The sequence below is a fragment of the Leptothoe sp. EHU-05/26/07-4 genome, from assembly GCF_043421015.1.
GTDB classification, from domain to species: Bacteria; Cyanobacteriota; Cyanobacteriia; order Phormidesmidales; family Phormidesmidaceae; genus Leptothoe; species Leptothoe turfae.
In genome coordinates, this window is the sequence record NZ_JAXSQV010000006.1 from 283,625 (window position 1) to 298,114 (window position 14,490).

Below are 14,490 nucleotides of genomic sequence, written 5' to 3' on the forward strand. Positions count from 1 at the left end.
TGCATAAAGTGAAGCGTACATTCTGTAATCAAGATTTAGGGTCAGAGATGTTTTGTTACAAATTCTCGGGGCTGCTTTAGACAGAGACGGCTCTAACGGCTTTGACTAATTGTTCTACTTTGGCAAGATTTTTGTCTCCAGGTGAGTTCTCTACACCACTTGAGAGGTCAATGCCATCGGGTGTGAGCAGTGACAGAGCTGTGGTGACATTGTCGGGGGTTAGTCCACCAGCTAAAAACCAAGGTTTTTCAGGCTGAAAAGTGCGCAAGGTTGGCCAATCTAGGGTGTGCCCAGTGCCGCCTAGCTGTTGTGGGTGATAGGCATCTAACAAAAATGTGTCGACGTGGGGGGCATACTCTTTCACCTGTAGTAGATCCTCTGGATTACGAATTCGCAATGCTTTGATTAGCTCTACGCCAGGGAGCATCTGCCGCATTTGTTGACAATCCTGCGGGGATTCTTGACCGTGGAGCTGCACGCCGCTTAGTTGCCCTGTTTCTACAGTTTGCCGAATGACGTCTAGGGTCGCATTGGCAAAAACGCCAAAACGGTCAATGTTAGGCAGAGCTTGGACAATGGTGCGAATGGTGTCAGATGACACGTAGCGCGGGGATATTTTGACGCAAATAAAGCCCAGGACCGAGACTCCCATATTTGAGATCGCAACGGCCTGGTCCGTTTGAGTTAGGCCACAGATTTTAATGCGCATAGATAATAATGATTCAAAAAGATTCGGATATCCAGTAACGCTATTGGTAAGCCCCATTATTAAAATGAAGGCAGTTCTTGGAATTTCACCAGCGTGTAGTCTATAAAGACAATTTAATAACCCTGTTCCTAGGATCTCTAGGCATATCAAAGGTATATCACTATGCAATCCGGTTGGCGCGTTGGCGCAATTTTCGGCATCCCCCTATTCGTTGATAATTCTTGGTTTTTTATTCTCCTACTAATGACATTTGCCTACGGAGGCGATTTACTGAATGATGGTTTTTCGTTTCCGGTAGCAGCGGTAGTGGGGTTAGGGATGGCACTGCTTTTGTTCGGTTCTGTGCTCCTCCATGAGCTTGGTCATAGTTTGGTAGCACGGCGACAGGGTATTCAAGTCAATTCGATCACCCTATTTTTGTTCGGTGGTATTGCCTCGATTGATAAGGAGTCAAAAACACCGGGTCAGGCATTTCAAGTTGCGATCGCAGGTCCGTTGGTCAGTTTTTTCCTATTCTTGCTGTTGAGCCTCATGGTTTTCATCCTGCCAGAGCAGACTGTGATATCTCAATCAGTAGGGACGATTGCCCAAATTAATCTCGTCTTGACACTCTTCAACTTGATTCCAGGTTTGCCCCTTGACGGTGGTCAAGTGCTCAAGGCCCTTGTTTGGAAAATCACGGGTAGCCGCGCACAAGGAGTACGCTGGGCCGCTCGGGTCGGTCAGTTATTGGGCTGGATGGCCATCACAATTGGTATTTACGGTTCCCTGGCAACTCGACAGATAGGATTCCTCTGGTTTGCCCTTTTGGGGTGGTTTGCGGTGCGTAATGCAGGGGCCTATAACCGAGTTAGTGATTTGCAAGATGCCATTACTAGTCTTAAGGCCAGGGACGCAAGCGTGCGTGAATTTAAGGTAATTGATGCCAATCTGACTTTACGGGCGTTTGCCGATCATCAGTTGCTCAATGAAGAAAAAAAGCCGATTGTGTATTTTGCCGCGTCTAATGGGCGTTATCGAGGCATGGTATCTCTGGATGATTTGCGTCAGATTGAACGCAGTCGCTGGGAAACAATGACCTTGGCAGAGATGGCTCATCCTCTGTTAGATGTGCCCCATGTCCGGGAAGAAACGCCTCTTTCTAAGGTGATTACAGACTTGGAAGAAAACGAGCTACGACGCATTACCGTGTTGTCCCCAGCCGATGCTGTTGCCGGTACTATTGACCGAGGAGATGTCGTGCGGGCACTGGCCAAACGCCTGAATTTCCCAATTTCAGAAGCCATTATTGATCGCATTAAAGAGGAAGGTGCGTATCCATCTGGGTTACAGTTGGCTGCAATTGCTAGAAATGCTGAATAGGGAATTGTTAAAAACGTTAACGCCTAGAAATACTGAGTTAGCAGCCTCAGCATTCTTCCTTAAGCCTGAATAGAGTCGTTTTCAGCGATTTGTACCATCTCAAAACAACTATCTATTGCTGTCTCAATTGGGCCACTGTATGGAGATTAGGCATCTAGACTAATGGTGTCTGGACCTAAACAACTTCAGTGATTTGTCCATTGGTGGCTAGGTCCAGTGGCAGCTAACGTATTGTCATAGTTGAAATGGTAAGGCATTGGGGTGTGGAGTGATAACAGTCATGCCCTGATCACAGGTTTTATGAAGCATTGGCTATATCGATTTGGGTGGCGACTGTTGCCTGGAGTTTTAGCGTCAGGATTAACGCTATTCGCTGCCCATGTTGGGATTTTTCAACCTTTAGAGCACAGTGTCTATCGCTTCTTATTTCAAGTGAGAGGTGAGCAACCGTGGGATGAACGGGTAGCGGTTATTGAAATTGATGAGGCAAGTTTGGCCACCATTGGTCAATTTCCTTGGCCCCGGCATTATTATGCTGACCTGTTAGAAACTCTGGCTCCTGCCGATGCTAGTGTTGTGGCTTTCGATATTTTGTTTGCTGAGTCTGCGGAAGACGATGCAGAGCTGGCCCTGGCTATGGAGCACCATGGCAATGTGGTAGTGGCTACTGCATGGGATAAGCAACGGGGAGTCATTGGTCCCAATGCCGATGTGATGGAGGGTGCGATCGCAACAGGCCATATCCATCATATTGCTGATACCGATGGCATTACCCGTACCTATTATCCAAAAGCCAACGGCACACTAGCATTGAGCGTTGCAGCTGTGCAGCATTATAGGCCAAGTCAAGCCCATGGGCTTGCAGCCTCTCATCAGAGCCTTTGGTTAAACTGGCTCGGGGGTACCCAAAATGCCCCTCGATATTCGTTTGCTGATGTCCTCAATGGGACTATTCCTGTCGATAGCTTTTCAGACAAAATTGTTTTTGTCGGATTCACAGGAGTGGGTCTGGACACCATGACGACGCCCTACAATCAAAATCCACCAGCGGCAGGCGTTTATCAGCATGTTGTTGCAGCTAATAACTTGTTGGCTCAAAATCACTTAAAGCCCTTTGTCGTACCTGTCATGGTGCTACTGGTTTTGCTTGGCCCAGGACTGGGTTACCAATTATTTTATCGGCGTTATCGAGTCCACCTTTTAGCAAATCTAATAATTGTTGTGACCTGGGGTAGTGCAGTGACTGTGGCCTTTCATCACAATTACTGGCTCCCGACCGTTGCACCTTTGGGTACCGTAGTAGCGACTAGTTTCTTTGTAAGATTGACCGAACGCTTACAAGGCAAGCTGAAATTATCACAGTTTGCAAATATTGATCGAACGCTTGTAAGGCAAGCTGAAACTATTACAGTTTGCGAGTGATGTTCGTCTTACTTCAGCTTACTTCAGCCGGAATCTATTGGATGTAGCTAATCACGGTGCATGATATTTGGCTTGAGCCCAAACGAAGGCCTGTTCTTGCTCTTGTGGTGAGAGCGGCTTTTTTTTGAACTGGATATCGAAAATGTTCTCAGCGGCGACCGTGAGTGCTCCAGCAACATCAATGCGGTGAATGTTGACTAGGTTAGGTGGCGGAGTCACAGGACTACCGAACACAGCTTGAACTAAATCTGGGTTGGGCATAAGTCTTATGGAGCCATGTTGCAAGATACAGCTATTACGATAAAGCTGAGCACTGCCAATAAGTTTATAACCATTATCCATAACCAAATCAGCTACAGTATTGCTACCAAAGCAATTGTGAGTTTTCTGATAGCCACGTTTGTTAGAGCCTAAGGATAGCGAAATTCCTAATTGTTTCCAGCCCTCAATTAGAAACTGACAGAGTTGAGCATAGATATCCCGTCGCCGCCCGCCATAGCCAGAAAGCACCAGGCTATAGGTTAGATCTCCCTGGTGTAGGACGGCTCTCCCACCGCTTGGTCGTCTTACGATGTCAAGGGCTTGGCCGTTCCACTTAAGTGTGTGCCAGTGATCTGGATAATCACGCTGATGATAACCCAGAGAAATCGCAGCAGGCTTCCATGTGTAAAACCTTAAGCAAGGCAGCTCATACGCCAAACGATGCTGCTCCAATAACCACTCATCAATAGCCATTTGAGTGATGCCAGAGGTCTCTATGGGGTCAATGAGCCGCCATGTTGCTGTCATGGTTTTAACTGGCAGAAGGATATTTCTCCTTCAGAACATCATCCGTTTCGTCGGCGATTGTGGCGACAATCGTCATCAGTCGAGAGATTTCACCGGGATTAATATCGGCAAGAATCCGACTCGCTAAGACAAGGACTTCTTGGTTAGAAATTCCGAAGCAGGCCTCAAAGGTTTCACCACAGTTCTTTGCCAATAGCTCCTGCATCAGATCATTTTGGTTGGTTACAGGTAACTTCAAAAGGGGAGACCATACAGTTAGAGTATCTTCGTCTCCAGTGCCCGTAAGTTGGACATAAACAGTCACACTGCCATAGGTAAATTTCCAAAGATAGCCCTCATCATCACGACTAACCATGGCATTGCCCCCCTGGTCCAGGCTGGCAATGACAGTTTCAATCACATCCACATGGCTAGCTTGAAAGCTTTCAGTGCCAGCGCTGATGGTTTCACCAGCAGTTTCAACGTTCAGGGTACTCATGGGCTCCGCTTACTCCTAATAAATCACAATCGAGGGTGTGAGCATGACAAGCTGCTGTTAGTCAGCATATCGATAAAATAGAACATTCTCGGTAGATGTGAGTTCCTTCCGAAAAGATCCATCCCACTGTATCGTTGCTTTTCCTAGGGGAAGTCTTAGCAAGTTATTTTTTCAGATTTCTTTCTAGTAGTTAGAGAAAGCTGGCTGATGGCGAATGAGGCTTAAGAACTCTTCGCGTGTTTTCTGGTCATCTTGGAAGACACCAAGCATAGCGCTTGTCACTGTCCAAGAACCGGGCTTTTGCACCCCACGCATAGCCATACACATATGACTTGCTTCCATTACAATAGCCACACCCTGTGGTTCTAAGATTTCGCTGATGGCTTCAGCTACCTGACGTGTGAGGCGTTCCTGCACCTGTAGACGGCGAGAATACATCTCAACGATACGGGCTAATTTACTTAAACCAACTACCTTTTGATTAGGGATGTAAGCTACATGGGCCCGACCCATAAAGGGCAGCATATGGTGCTCGCACAGGCTAAAGAAGTTAATATCTCGCACCAAAACCATTTCATTGTGACCCTCGTCAAAAATGGCGTTATTGATGAGGGTTTCTAAGGATTGAGTATAGCCTTGGGTAAGAAAACGCATCGCTTCGGCTACCCGTTTGGGGGTTTTCAATAAGCCCTCACGCTCTGGATCTTCACCGAGCTCGGCCAGCATTGTATGCACGGCTTCCATTAGCTTTGTGTTGTCAGTGGAAGGCTCGTGCAGTAATGCATCGTGTCCTTTGGTTTTCGCACGATCAGGGCGGATGCTGGATTCCAATGATTGCCCGTTAATCAGACCATTCGTTGTAGAGCCTGTGGTGGAACCGTTAGTAGAAATAACCATGGTGTGGGTAACTTGAGTTCTAGATAGTGAGCAAAAGGATATTCGTGTAGGCAAGCGAAATGTGATCAAGTTAGCTTGCCTACTTTGAAATATTGGTTAGAGAATCACAGGGCTCCTCCACTTGGCATGATGGTCAGCTCTTCGACCACAGCCCCAGGAGGTAGGAGCGCAGTTTGTAGAATAGCGTTTGCAACTAACTCGGGAGTCAACATACCGGAGCGGTCGAAGTCGGCTTGCACAGTATCGGTATCCCAAAGAGGTGTATTGACCGCTCCAGGCAAAATGGTCACTACCCGAATGCCATGATTTCTTTCTTCTACAGAAATAGCTTTTGATAGTGCTACAACGGCTGCTTTGCTAATGCCATAGGCACCCCATTCTGGGAAAGCTTGGCGTGCGGCAATTGAGGCCACATTAATAATCATGCCGCTTTTGCGATCGCGCATTCCCGGAAGTACAGCCTGAATGCATTGAAAGACGCTAGTGACATTTAGATCAAGGACGCGACACCAGTCATCTAAAGGCATTTGGTTGAGTTCTCCCGTGTAACCCATCCCGGCATTGTTAACTAGCACATCAACCGGGCCAAAGGCCTCTAATATATGCGTTACTTGTTCCTTGATTTGAGCAACTATGCTCAAATCTAAGGGAAAGCTTTGGGCCTTAACGGTTGCGGTCTCACCAATCTCGTCTTCTAAGGCCTTTAGCTTATCTGTTGAACGACTGACTAATGCTACATCAAAGTTAGCCTTAGCAAAGGCCAGCGCAGTAGCACGACCGATACCAGTACTAGCACCTGTAATCAATGCGCGACGGTTTGGGACAGTATTCATCAAGGGGCGTCAAGGATGCGTAGGCGTCAATGAAAAATCACTTAAGATTAATGTTAACAAATGTTGCGAACAATGTGGTGTTTTCAGACTATGAGATTTTATTGAAAGGAGTAAAAAATAGTCTTTATGAGGGTTGTATCCACATAACAACAACTTATCAGGCTCTCATTAATCTTTGATTTCATCAGAGGTGAGTACCTGCATAAAAGACTTGGACTATAATCTAGGGCGTATTGCCGTTAGGCTTGCCGCACCTTAGATGCCTATGGGATAGCCTTTGCTTCAAGCAACGCTAGCGCAATTACGTTGTGGGCAACGATTATGCAGCTTCAGAAAATACGCCAATCTGCCGAAACTTACGATAGCGTTCCTGTCGACGTTGCTCTGGTGAGATTTCCAGTAACGCTTCAAGATTCTCTAGCAGAGATGTTTCTAATCCTTCAGCTGCCTTGATAGGATTAGCATGAGCACCACCAATCGGTTCAGGTAGTAGATGGTCCAAAATACCTAGGTTTTTCAAGTCCCAAGCTGTAATTTTGAGAGCTTCGGCTGCTTGTGATGCCCTAGATGCATCCTTCCACAAAATAGCGGCACAGGCTTCAGGACTAGCAACGGTGTAAACAGAATGCTCAAACATAATGAGACGGTCGCCAACACCGATGCCCAATGCCCCGCCAGAACCACCTTCTCCAATGACAGTGCAAATAATAGGACTATCTAGACGAAACATTTCGCGAAGATTGTAGGCAATGGCTTCGCCTTGACCTAGTTGCTCAGCTTCTAAACCAGCCCATGCTCCTGGCGTATCGATAAAGGTGAAAATCGGCATCTTAAAACGATTTGCATGTTCCATGAGTCGCATCGCTTTGCGGTAGCCTCCAGGAGATGCCATGCCAAAATTGCGGGCAACATTATCCTTTGTATCTCGGCCTTTTTGGTGGCCTAACATGACAACTGAGTGACCATGAAAACGAGCGATACCGCCTACTAAAGCAAGATCATCTTTTCCAGAGCGACGGTCACCATGCAGCTCAATCCATTCGTCCGAAATTGCTTGAATATAGTCTAAGGTGCTGGGTCTACGAGGATGACGTGCTACCTGAATACGCTGAGCTGGCGTCAGGCTAGTAAAAATCTCCTGGCGTAGTTGCTGGGCACGGGATTCTAGTTGTTGAATTTGTGCTGAAACGTCGACATCATTGTCTTCAGCCAAGGCCCTTATTTGTAATATGCGAGACTCTAGTTCAGCTAAAGGCTTTTCAAAGTCAAGCAAAATAGGCCTTCGTTCTGTTGTCGCCATAACAGTTTTAGGTACCTCCAGCAGTGATTCCACCCTATCGTAAACTGTCCCCTAAAATTTACTTATTGTCATAGCCAACTGGCATGAACTGTAAATAACAGGGGGATTTAAGTTGTTAGCAAGGGGCGAAACCCATGTTTGATAGAGGCTGAACCAATTTGCTCCATTTTCTCAAGCGTAATTTGATTTCTCCCCCAAGAGAAGTTAGTGTGCCACTTTTCAAATTCCAACAACATGGATTCAGCAAAGCAAGCAAACAACTGTCGAGCCGGTACATCCATGGCGACGATGTGCATAATTCGCCAATCAATATCTAGGCTATGTTCAACAATACCGCCCTTGAGAACATGGACTTCAGGATTGCTAAAATGGCTGTCAATATTCTTTGGATAACCGCCATCTACCATCAAACAGGGCTGCTTTAATGTGTTAGGGTCGATGTCGACGCCCTTAGGCATACTAGCCACCCAAACCACTACGTCTGCTTGGGGTAGGGCATCCTCTAGGCTCATAATTTTACCCATACCAATCTCGTCCTTAAGATTGTCTAGACGCTCTCGATTACGAGCGATGAGTAATAAATCTTTAACCCCTGTCTTTTCGCTAAGCCAGCGGCATACAGCACTGCCAATGTCTCCCGTGGCTCCACATACAGCAACGGTTGCATTTGACAAATCGATGTTGTATTTCGGAGCTGCCTGCTCCACCTGCTTACAAATGATGTAAGCGGTGTGCGTATTCCCAGTGGTAAAACGCCGAAAGTCAAGATCTAAGTTACGAATGCGCCGGATTTGCTCTAGCTTGAAATTTTCAAAAATGATTGAAGAAAACCCACCCAAGGCAGTGATATTAATGCCTTGCTTCTGGGCGTGGGCCATCGCATTCAAGATCTTTCGAGTCGCTGCCTTAATTCGTCGCGTTGCCAGCATTTCTGGTAGAAAGCAGGACTCTACGTAGCGTCCTTCAATAACTTGACCAGTGGCACTGGTGACCTTAATGTCCTCAACTACAAATGGAGGCGCACTACACCAAAAATCCAAGCCCTGGCTGCCATATTCTGGATATCCCAAATCTCGGGCAACCGATTGGGCGTGTTCTAAGTTGGTCAGGTGTCCAATTAAGCCAAACATGTGGGACGCTTCTATTAAAAAAATAATCTTAGAAAATCAGACTACAACAAAACGTTACAGTCTTGCTGTTCGCTGCAACCTAATCACTATCCACACCAAAAAGAGGCTGATCGCATGATCAGCCTCTTTCAATATCTAATACAACATTATGCTTCTAATACAACATTATGCTGTCGCTAGACCTTGAGCAGAAAGCCGCATGACGTCACGACTACTGAAACCAATATTACCTAAGGCTTCACCATAGGTAATCATGAAGTCTTCAACTAGGGCATCTTTTTCCATGCCTAGTATAGCAGCGTCATCAGCCACTTGATTTAGCATTTGCCAAACCAAAGGCAGGTTTTGACGATTGGCCTCCTCTAACTCCTCCTTCGCGGAGTCAAAATTAGCTTTAAGCCACTCTTCACCAAAGTTGAGGTGCATGTATTCATCTTTGACTACACCTTCGGTGATCTTTCGAGCAAAGTCGTCTGCAACTGGAATATAGATGTTGTACGCTGAGATGGCAAAGGTCTCAATAATTAAAGACTGAATTAACAAACAAGTTACGATTTTGCCTTCGTCCTGGGCCTGCTTAAAGTTATCATGAAGCTTAGCAAAGAACTCTTTTGCAAACTTCATGTCAGGGGTCACATTTAAATTCTTGCCACAAGCTTGAAAGCCTTTCATGTGACGTTTTTCCATGCGAGCGAGCTTAATCAACTCATCTTTATGATCACTGAGGTGTTCAGCTAACGTCTGGTAGTTATCGTTAGCTTCCCATTCCCCTTCGATTACGATTGCGTTAATGCGACTATACGCATCTTTATACGCTTCACTTTGGAAGTCGAGCGCTAGGCTGGCCTCAAGCTGCGGCATATCTGTCCAATTCCTGCTTACAATAACCACTCGCTGTCCATATCTAAGCTATGGCATAGCACAGTGGCTGTGGTTAACTTAAATATTGACACCTGTTTTCACACTTTACACCCTATCAGGAGAGTAGATATGTTTGCCGATAGGCCCAAAGTGTCTCAACTCTTTTTGTTTGCAAGTGTTCCAGGATAATCTATTTAGAATTTTTATCTATTAGATTGATATTGCTTCAAGTGATGGACCTGTCTGGTTAGAAAGCTGACATATGATTTGGGAAATGGCTCATCAGCTAGTGTTTCAATCGTTGGACCATCGGTCATAGTACATCTGTTGGTATGTTGTGCCTACTCGATGTCTTCCAGTACCTTTAGCCGTATGGCTTTCGTTGAAGGGCTATTAGCGCTACCCAATTGGATTTCAATAATTTCATTGGTTAGGGGAGTTAGTCCACTCAGGAGGGCGCGCAAATTAGGTGTACTTTCGCCACTATCGACATAAACACGCTCCGCTAGCTTATTGATGCGTCGCCACGCGGTGTAGAGTTTGGCGGCTGCCTGTTCTAGCTGAGTGGCTTGGTTGACCAAATCTGCCGTGGAGTTTAAACAGCCTACTCGTAATGCTTCTTCCAGTGCTTGTTCTAAATTCACAACATCTGGATCAATGGTCTGTACCTGACTAGCTGCAGCAATGTACTTAGATAAATAGCGGGCTTCAGATGTAATTTGCTTGAGAGTATCTACGTCTGGATTTTGGGCAGCTTCGGTGCGTAGCGTTTCTTGATGGCTCGGGGGCAGTTTTTCCATCTCCTTGACCAAGGGGGTGAGATATCGAGTCGGGATGGTGTTGTTTGCTGCTTTTTCACGGACTGTTTCAGGAATTAAATCGGAGGTCATTGCTGTCCATTCATCGGCTAGCTGTTTGACTTCTTTGCGAGTAATTTGCTCTCCACGACGAGCGGCTTCGGTGACCATTTGTTGCACTTCTGGCGCAGCTTGGGCCGTTTCCACAAAGGCTCGCTTGCTAAATTGGTTGACAGACTGTTCATTTAGTAAGCCTTCTTTAAGTAGTTCGTCGGCACTATTACCCAGCTCAATTAGGGCATAAGCTTGGCTCTTGCTAATTTCTCGATCTTTTAGCCAATTTAAAAATCCGGTGCCACGACCATCGCCCCCCTGTTTTTCACGATCGCGAACGGCTCTAAGAATTCGACCACGCCAAATATCAGTCTGCAAATCAAAGCGATCGCAAACTTGCCAAGCGATATCGATTTGGTAACTGAAATCCTGATCAGGAATACTAGTGTCGCTAGGGTCGGGAATTTTAAAGTCGAGCGTTACATCTTGGTCTGTACCACCTTTAGTGATGTCGGCCACAAAATCGGCTGCTCCAACCATTGAATTTCTCTATCCCGCAGGCCTATTTGACAGGCTTATTATGTTACAGCTGTAGGACCCAGCGCACAAACAATAGTGACAAGGTGGCTGCTCCTAATACAAGGGTCAATAGTCCTGCAATCAATATAATTGCGAATAGCTTATCTGTTTTGCGGCTAGGAATGGGATTTCGAATATGCCGTTCTAGCAGATCGACATTGCGCGCATTGGCTTTCCAGACCACGTCAAAGAAATCTCCAATCATGGGCACTGTGCCCATGAGAACCTCCGTCAGGATGTTTAAGCCCATGCGACCTAGGGTCGCTGCAGGGACCCCTAGGCGAGCGGCTTCTATGACGACATAAATAGAGATCAGCCCTGCCATTAAATCTCCACCACCGGGCAGAAGACCGATAAGAGGGTCCAGACCTACTCGATAGCCTATACCTGGGATTGCGATCGCATTATCTAAAACATGACTCAGGCCACGTAGCCGTTGCAGTGTCTGATGAGAATTACGGTCTACTAGCGGTGGGGAGCCGTCAGAAAGGGGCATAGGAGTAACCTTACTTGCAAGCCATAAAGATGACTATATTCATTAGCGCGAAGGGCAGCATAACTCAATAAAAAACTGAGATTTTGTGTGGAAAATTGACGGAGCGTTAGCTTCAGTAATCAAGCTGGCTAATGAACGTTACAAGCTGGCTTGGCAACACAATGAAATCATCACTTGGGGCATAATGTCACCAATTCAATAATCCGTCTCTTTTGCAATCATGAAGCAATCTAGGAAAATTTTACGCCGTGCTTTGCTTATTCCTACCACATTGGTCACGTTTGGGATGATGAATGCTGCTGGCGCTGTGGCTCAAATTTATAACCCCATCGAAATAGCGGGAGGACGTGAAATTAGCGATACGCTTTCTGAAAACGATATCCCTACTGGAGTAGGTGGGTTTGCTAGGGATTACAGCGTTGAGCTGTTTGAAGGTGACCAGATCACTATCGATGTTATTTCGGAAGAGTTCGATACACTGGTTAGCCTTATAGGAGATGACGGTACCACTGTCAGTGAAAACGACGACGGTCCAGATGGTTCGACTAACTCATTGCTGTTTGCACGCATTTCTAAATCTGGTCAGTACACTGTAAGGGTCAGGTCCTATGCTGGCCAGGGTGCAGGAGCATTTTCCTTAAAACTTGCCCGTCTACGTGAGATTGAAGAATAATCCATTAAACCAGAGGGTTTCAGAGCCCTTTAACCCTTTGGCTTTAGGCTCTTCAGAGCATCTGATGAGGTGACATAGCAGCTAGAACAAAAAATATCCTAAGTTTTAGCTTGCTAAGGGTTCCACTCTTTTGCTAACTTGTTTAGGCGCGCAAGCAAAGGCAGAAATGCCTCATGTTGCCGGGATAGCTCAGTTGGTAGAGCAGTGGACTGAAAATCCTCGTGTCGGCGGTTCAAGTCCGCCTCCTGGCATTGCCGGTCTAATTGCCGGTGTATGTGGTAGAGGGTCGTTGCCCGAGTGGTTAATGGGGGCGGACTGTAAATCCGCTGGCTACGCCTACGTTGGTTCGAATCCAACACGGCCCACCACATAGTCTTTTTGCCTTCATAGCTCAGCGGTAGAGCACTCCCTTGGTAAGGGAGAGGTCACGAGTTCAATTCTCGTTGAAGGCTTACGCTATATAGCTTTCAGCCTTTATGAACGAATCAGAGATCGTTGATAACTTTAGTGTTGTGAGAGTAGCGAACTCCAGTGACTTTCCTGGTGTGGGTGAAGTTGTGATGGGGTATCAGTCAGCACAGATTATCGAATCCATCAAAAATGACCCTAAGCAAGTTAGGCGCTGGGCCTCTGGCGTCCCTTGCCAGGTGCTAACCCCTGGTGGTCAGTGGACGAAAGGAACGGTGAAGTTCGTCCTGCAGTTCACGCCTACCGAACAACCGTCTGATCCAACTGATGTCCAGTAGGGCTGCCAATCCCCCCAGGCAATTAGAACCCCCTCAAACGGCATCCGATCTTTAAAGAAATCTGCCAGCTCATCAAATGAGTTAAACCCGTCTGAGATCGCAAACTGCTTCAGTTCATTACCCACCAGCGGCGTGCCGTCTACTGCCACGTCCATCCCATCAATGCTGATGGGCAATGCCGCTCTGCATATGGGGTCTGGGTCAATCAGTTTGACGCATGATGTAGTACGCATCCCGGTATACAGCTGAATGGGTTCCCCAGCGCTGGCATGTCTGTTTTTTCGACGTGCTCGGATGGTCTGCTGTTTGGCCCCCGATCTAATGAGTGGTGCAAACTGCTCTTTAAAGTTGTAGGCCACCATATCAACCAACCTCCAGGCTTAACTGACCCGACCTTTCAAGCTTCAATTGCTTTTTGATAAACATGGATGAGGGCTGTAGATCATAGCGACAATGGCATGGAGCACAGAGCGCTTTGAGGTTGGCGCGATCGCAATTTTCGGGCCGGTGGTCAAGGTGGGCCACGGTGAGTGTAAACCGTTGAGAATGGGCTTTGATTTCAGCTGCCGTCACAGAGAGGTGCTCTGGCCAGCCTGAAAACAGTCTATTGATGCCACCCACGCGGTCTATATAGTCATCCACTGATTCTTTAGGCTTCCGACATATGCGTCCGCACTCTTCGCACACCCATTTAGCCTCATTCTTAATGTTGAGTGTGATCTCATCCCAGTTATCGGGATACAAACTCCTATCCATCGGCATGTTCAAAACTCTCCATTTAATTGCAACTGTTCAGATTGAGTTTCAAATTCAGGGGGTTATTTGAAACTCAAAAGGGGATGTCGTCATATGGGATGGATTTGTGGTTGCCGTAAAAAACAATTTGGTGCAGGTATTTATCCCACGGAGCCTTGTAGATGTTGTGACTTCGCAGTAGGCAAGACCAAAACTCTTCAGCATCTGTGCTCACTTCATACGGGCGGCCAATCATGAGGTTTCGCCATGCATGGAGTACCCATGGAAGCTTGTCCAGCACCCATCGCTCTATCATTTGCAGCCGGGTAATTTCGAAGCCCTCAAGAGCCTCTCTAAATGGACACTCAAAATCACATTCCTCAGAGCCTGCTTTTAGACAGCCCACATACCCTTGACCCTGGCCACACTCATTTAGCCAATACTCGTAGTCGTCTTGCTCGCCCCACACATCATGGGGTTCATCGTCATAACAGCCCGCATATGGGTCAAAATATGGCCCGTTCTCGTCATATTCGGTGTAGTCGTCCAGATCGTATTCGTCGTCATGGATGAATGGCTCTGATGAATGCTTTAAGACTTCTTCAGGGGTCTCGTTCGAATATCTCATG

General features: G+C 46.7%; 16 protein-coding genes and 3 tRNA genes. 6 read left to right on the forward strand and 13 right to left on the reverse strand.

Annotated elements, in window-relative coordinates; all coding sequences use genetic code 11:
- Positions 1 to 76: 76 nt before the first annotated feature.
- A complete protein-coding gene (locus U2F10_RS23240; protein WP_163668207.1) occupies positions 77 to 709 on the reverse strand; it encodes a phosphoribosylanthranilate isomerase in 633 nt (210 codons plus the stop codon).
- 162 nt (positions 710 to 871) lie between these two features.
- Here U2F10_RS23240 and U2F10_RS23245 point away from each other — a divergent pair, with 162 nt between their 5' ends.
- Together U2F10_RS23245 and U2F10_RS23250 are read left to right on the forward strand one after the other, a co-directional pair.
- On the forward strand, positions 872 to 2,071 hold the full coding sequence (locus U2F10_RS23245) for a site-2 protease family protein (RefSeq protein WP_163668209.1): 1,200 nt from the start codon (positions 872 to 874) through the stop codon (positions 2,069 to 2,071).
- Positions 2,072 to 2,371: 300 nt separating this feature from the next.
- Positions 2,372 to 3,493 (forward strand): CHASE2 domain-containing protein, encoded by a 1,122-nt coding sequence (locus U2F10_RS23250; protein WP_499061005.1) that lies wholly within the window; start codon positions 2,372 to 2,374, stop codon positions 3,491 to 3,493.
- Positions 3,494 to 3,544: 51 nt separating this feature from the next.
- On the opposite strand, the gene U2F10_RS23255 is transcribed toward U2F10_RS23250, so the two are convergent.
- From U2F10_RS23255 to U2F10_RS23295, 9 genes are all read right to left on the reverse strand, one after another.
- The gene (locus U2F10_RS23255) at positions 3,545 to 4,282 is read right to left on the reverse strand and encodes a lipoyl protein ligase domain-containing protein (RefSeq protein ID WP_499061004.1); all 738 of its coding nucleotides are present in this window, start codon (positions 4,280 to 4,282) and stop codon (positions 3,545 to 3,547) included.
- A gap of 4 nt (positions 4,283 to 4,286) precedes the next feature.
- On the reverse strand, positions 4,287 to 4,760 hold the full coding sequence (locus tag U2F10_RS23260; RefSeq protein WP_163668217.1) for a YbjN domain-containing protein: 474 nt from the start codon (positions 4,758 to 4,760) through the stop codon (positions 4,287 to 4,289).
- Positions 4,761 to 4,943: 183 nt separating this feature from the next.
- Entirely contained in the window at positions 4,944 to 5,657 is a 714-nt protein-coding gene (gene folE, locus U2F10_RS23265; RefSeq protein ID WP_163668219.1) for a GTP cyclohydrolase I FolE, read from the reverse strand.
- 104 nt (positions 5,658 to 5,761) lie between these two features.
- Entirely contained in the window at positions 5,762 to 6,490 is a 729-nt protein-coding gene (locus U2F10_RS23270) for an SDR family oxidoreductase (protein WP_163668222.1), read from the reverse strand.
- Between the two features lie 319 nt (positions 6,491 to 6,809).
- Positions 6,810 to 7,790: an acetyl-CoA carboxylase carboxyltransferase subunit alpha gene (locus tag U2F10_RS23275; RefSeq protein WP_499873378.1), complete on the reverse strand. Its 981-nt coding sequence runs from the start codon at positions 7,788 to 7,790 to the stop codon at positions 6,810 to 6,812.
- A gap of 107 nt (positions 7,791 to 7,897) precedes the next feature.
- Complete coding sequence (locus tag U2F10_RS23280; protein WP_499873379.1) at positions 7,898 to 8,920, reverse strand: long-chain acyl-[acyl-carrier-protein] reductase; 1,023 nt, start codon at positions 8,918 to 8,920, stop codon at positions 7,898 to 7,900.
- Positions 8,921 to 9,085: 165 nt separating this feature from the next.
- Positions 9,086 to 9,781, reverse strand: a complete 696-nt coding sequence (locus tag U2F10_RS23285) for an aldehyde oxygenase (deformylating) (protein WP_163668226.1) — start codon at positions 9,779 to 9,781, stop codon at positions 9,086 to 9,088.
- 341 nt (positions 9,782 to 10,122) lie between these two features.
- Entirely contained in the window at positions 10,123 to 11,172 is a 1,050-nt protein-coding gene (locus U2F10_RS23290; RefSeq protein WP_250565097.1) for a hypothetical protein, read from the reverse strand.
- Positions 11,173 to 11,215: 43 nt separating this feature from the next.
- Positions 11,216 to 11,707, reverse strand: a complete 492-nt coding sequence (locus tag U2F10_RS23295; RefSeq protein WP_163702841.1) for a DUF4112 domain-containing protein — start codon at positions 11,705 to 11,707, stop codon at positions 11,216 to 11,218.
- Positions 11,708 to 11,927: 220 nt separating this feature from the next.
- Between U2F10_RS23295 and U2F10_RS23300 the strand changes: the two genes are divergently transcribed.
- From U2F10_RS23300 to U2F10_RS23315, 4 genes are all read left to right on the forward strand, one after another.
- Positions 11,928 to 12,380 carry a PPC domain-containing protein gene (locus U2F10_RS23300; RefSeq protein WP_006516749.1) on the forward strand — a complete coding sequence of 151 codons (453 nt, stop codon included), beginning with the start codon at positions 11,928 to 11,930 and terminating at the stop codon, positions 12,378 to 12,380.
- 178 nt (positions 12,381 to 12,558) lie between these two features.
- Positions 12,559 to 12,631 (forward strand) — tRNA-Phe (locus tag U2F10_RS23305).
- Positions 12,632 to 12,663: 32 nt separating this feature from the next.
- Positions 12,664 to 12,748: transfer RNA gene (locus U2F10_RS23310), tRNA-Tyr, on the forward strand.
- A gap of 12 nt (positions 12,749 to 12,760) precedes the next feature.
- A tRNA-Thr gene (locus tag U2F10_RS23315) sits at positions 12,761 to 12,832 on the forward strand.
- 212 nt (positions 12,833 to 13,044) lie between these two features.
- Here U2F10_RS23315 and U2F10_RS23320 read toward each other — a convergent pair.
- From U2F10_RS23320 to U2F10_RS23330, 3 genes are all read right to left on the reverse strand, one after another.
- A complete protein-coding gene (locus U2F10_RS23320; RefSeq protein WP_499873380.1) occupies positions 13,045 to 13,488 on the reverse strand; it encodes a hypothetical protein in 444 nt (147 codons plus the stop codon).
- Between the two features lies 1 nt (position 13,489).
- Entirely contained in the window at positions 13,490 to 13,888 is a 399-nt protein-coding gene (locus tag U2F10_RS23325) for an HNH endonuclease (RefSeq protein WP_499873381.1), read from the reverse strand.
- A gap of 67 nt (positions 13,889 to 13,955) precedes the next feature.
- Positions 13,956 to 14,489 (reverse strand): hypothetical protein, encoded by a 534-nt coding sequence (locus U2F10_RS23330; RefSeq protein WP_499873382.1) that lies wholly within the window; start codon positions 14,487 to 14,489, stop codon positions 13,956 to 13,958.
- Position 14,490: the final 1 nt, after the last annotated feature.